This is a genomic window from Streptomyces sp. NPDC004788, assembly GCF_053601115.1.
On record NZ_JBSGBF010000199.1, the window covers coordinates 1 to 3,227 of the forward strand.

Below are 3,227 nucleotides of genomic sequence, written 5' to 3' on the forward strand. Positions count from 1 at the left end.
CTCTCTAAATTGATTTATGTTTGTGGGTCTTTTTTTTTATGTTGTTGGATCTCACTTGATGCCGCCCGCCCCGGGGGTGCGGGCACCCGGCGGGCGGGCGGGGGGGGGCGCCCCGCAGCGCGGACGGACGGGTTCAGCTCAGCCGGGCGTCTGCGTACGTCTCCATCGCCGCGCGCTGGTAGGCGGCATTCCGGCCCTGGTCAGCACCGTGGAAGCTGCCGCAGCGGCAGCTTCGAGTCCTGCCGTTCCGGACTTCAGACGCGCCCCGCGACCCGCAGCGCGTGCCGCAGATCCCGCTCACGGGTCACCGAAACGGCGCGGGCGGCGGCGAGCAGGGCGGGCGTGAGCGTGGCGGGGCCGGCGGCGGCGAGGCGGGCCGCGTCCTCGGGGGTACGGCAGCGGACGAACGCGGTCAGCAGGGCCCGCGCCTCGCTCTCGCGCCCGGCCCCCTGAAGCGCGGCGCACGCCCCGGCCAGCTCCTCCACCGGGCGGGCCACGCCCTGCCGCAGCAGCTGCTCGCAGTCCTGCGCACGCCCCGCGTCGGCGAGCGCCCCGGCGACGGCCGCGAGCCGGTCGGGCGGCAGCGTGGCCGCCTCCCACAGCAGGGTGGCCCAGTCCGCCGCGAGCCCCGCGGCACACAACTCCGCGGCCAGCACCGGCAGCCACCCGGGCGGCCCGCCGAGCGCCTCGCACAGCAGCGCGTGCGCCTCGCCGCTACGCCCCTGAGCACGCAGCCGCCGCAGCGCGTAGACGGCGTTCCCGGCGGCGCGGGCGGAGTCCGGACCGGGCTCGTGAACCGGCGCGGGCGGGGTCACGGGCCCGGCGGACACACCACCGAACCGGGCCCCACGCGGAGCCGCCACCCCGCCGACCGGCAGATCGCCCACGGAAGCGGGCACACTCACGGGCTCCGCCTCGCCCTCCACCCAGGCATACCGCGCCCCACGCGGGCGACGCCGCCCCGGCGGGGCCGTGGCGGCGCGGGGCGCGGGTGCGGGGTGAGGTGCCGGTTCGGCGCCGTACCCGGGCGCGACCCCGACCCCGTACCCGAGCGCGGGTGCCGACACCGGCCGAGGCGCCGGGCCGGGGCCGTATCCGAGCGCGGTCGCGGTCGCCGGCTTCGGGCTGCGTGCCGTCGTGGCCTCGGCGAGTCGCGCCAGACGCGCCCCGAGGTCCGCCGACCTCGACCTCGCGCGGGCCAGATCGTCGCGTACCCATGCCCGTTCGGCGTCGTCGGCGTCCGGTTCGCGGAGGCGGGCCTCCGCGCGGGCGGCCTCGCGGGTCAACAGCTCGCGCCGCTCGGTGAGCACCGACGCCGCGCCCGGCGCGCGGTCGTGGGCGGTGGCGGCGGCCTCGTACAGCGCTCTGCCGCGGACGCCCCAAGGCCCGTCGGCGGTCTCACCGAGATCCTGGAGGAGGGACTCGACGATGTCCCAGGGCAGGATGTCCGCGCCCTCGAAGCAGGCGCGCATGCCCTCGGGGTCGCGGGCGGCGAACTCTCCGTACCAGCCCTCGCCGGGGCGGAGCCGGCCGACCAGCTCGTTCAGCCATTCGGTGAACATGACGACGTCCACCGGAAGTTGCCGCACCGTCATGCCTACCGCCGCCCGCCCTGTGCCACTGCCGCTCGGTCCACCGGCATTGGACCGCATTCGTGTTACGAGACGGCTACGCAGAGTTTTCCGTCAGGCGCCCGGACGGGCCGGGAAGCTCACCACGATGCCGGTGTGCGGGCGCTTGCCGAGGCGGGCGAGCGTCGCGGGCCAGTCGACCGCCCAGAACTGCCAGGTGTACTTGCGGGAGAGCAGCTTGCGGACGTGCCGCAGCTCCTCGCCCGTGACGAGCCGGGCGGTGCCCTCGGCGCGTACGGCGCCGGCGGCCACGTTGCCCCGCACGTCGCAGACGGCTGCCACGACGCGCGGGTCGCGGCGCAGTCGCCTGACCTTCCAGGAGTCGGTGCGGGTCCAGGCGTACAGCGTCTCGCCCTCGACCGCGTACCAGACCGGCGTGGCGACCCCGGTGCCGTTCCCGCGGAAGGTGGTGAGGCTGACGTAGCGGCCGCGCCGCAGTTCTTCGGGCATCACGCCGGTGAGCCTACGCAGGGGTCGGGTTGCCGGCGTGCGTGAGGGTCTCCCAGGCCACGAAGAGGTCGTCGGTGCCGCCGGGCCGCTGGCTCGCGGCGAGCTTGGCGGTCTGCGGGAGCGCGCGGCCCATGCGGCCCTGGAGGTGGTTGAGGGCGACCTCGACGTCCGGGCCCATGGTGCGGCTGACCTTTCCGCCGCACAGCCAGCGCGGGGCGGCCTCGCCGAGCTGGTAGCGGGAGTGGAACTCGAGCGCGGCGGAGAGCCGGTCGGCCTCCTCGCGGTAGAGGTCGAGGCCCTGGTGCCAGGCGGTCTCGGCGATGTGGGCGGTGGCGGCGAGGGAGTAGCCGATGTGCATGAAGTTGCGGCAGGTCTCCTGGCCGAGGCCGTCGCGGTAGGTGCGCTGGCCGAACCAGTAGGCGGCGAGCTGGTCGGCGGATCTGATGGTGCCGCCGGGCGGCGGCTTGGGCAGTGCGCCGTCGGAGGCGAGGTAGAAGTAGGCGGGCACGCGGGCGCGGTAGCGCCGTACCGCCTCCTCGTAGAGGTCCCGGTCCTCCAGGAACACCGCCATGCCCATGGCGGCGTCGGTCATCGCCAGCTCCCAGTTGCCGTTGTAGTCGGGCACGTCGGCGGTGACGTCGGGCAGGTACGCCTTGCGCAGCATCCACTTGAAGCGCTGCACCTCCGGCCCCTTCCAGGCCGGGTACCCGGCGTGCACGAGCTCGGCGGCGCGCGCCCAGGAGGAGCCCGACCAGGCGGTCTGGAGGTCGGCGTCGTCTCGGGTGTGCCGCTTCACCGTCTTCGACCAGGCGTCCATGATCTCGACGGCCTTGTCGGCGTACGCGGTGTCCCCGGAGATCGACCACATCAGGGCCTGGGTGTACGCGGCGAGGGCGTCCTCGCGCTCGGCGACGCAGGCGTTCGTGCCGGCGTTCGAGGCGCAGGCGACGGTCTGCGCGGGGTGCGGGGTGTAGTCGAGCGCGGCGTACCTGCTCGCGCTCATGTCCTCGTACGCCGTCTTCCACGGCTCCTGGCCCGCGGCGACGTGCGCCCGTACGGCGGCCAGCTGGGCCCGGCCGACCAGTAAGAAGAATCTGGAAAAGCACGCTGAGGAAGTCCTGGGGAAGGTCGTCTACCTCCAACGCC

3 protein-coding genes are annotated in these 3,227 nt (G+C 74.6%); all 3 read right to left on the bottom strand.

Features of this window, described 5'->3' with window-relative positions; genetic code table 11:
• Nucleotides 1-254: 254 nt before the first annotated feature.
• The 3 genes from ACWEJX_RS37610 to ACWEJX_RS37620 all read right to left on the bottom strand — a co-directional run bounded on the left by ACWEJX_RS37610 (nt 255) and on the right by ACWEJX_RS37620 (nt 3,084).
• Nucleotides 255-1,595, bottom strand: coding sequence for a UL36 very large tegument protein (locus ACWEJX_RS37610; RefSeq protein WP_451611902.1), 1,341 nt, complete (start codon nt 1,593-1,595; stop codon nt 255-257).
• Between the two features lie 90 nt (nt 1,596-1,685).
• On the bottom strand, nt 1,686-2,081 hold the full coding sequence (locus ACWEJX_RS37615) for a PPOX class F420-dependent oxidoreductase (protein ID WP_451611904.1): 396 nt from the start codon (nt 2,079-2,081) through the stop codon (nt 1,686-1,688).
• Nucleotides 2,082-2,094: 13 nt separating this feature from the next.
• Entirely contained in the window at nt 2,095-3,084 is a 990-nt protein-coding gene (locus tag ACWEJX_RS37620) for an alginate lyase family protein (protein WP_451611903.1), read from the bottom strand.
• Nucleotides 3,085-3,227: the final 143 nt, after the last annotated feature.

Coding starts and splice junctions, on each gene's coding strand:
- ACWEJX_RS37615 (WP_451611904.1), bottom strand. CDS start 2,081: ATGCCCGAAGAACTGCGGCGCGGCCGCTACGTCAGCCTCACCACCTTC.
- ACWEJX_RS37620 (WP_451611903.1), bottom strand. CDS start 3,084: ATGAGCGCGAGCAGGTACGCCGCGCTCGACTACACCCCGCACCCCGCG.
- ACWEJX_RS37610 (WP_451611902.1), bottom strand. CDS start 1,595: ATGACGGTGCGGCAACTTCCGGTGGACGTCGTCATGTTCACCGAATGG.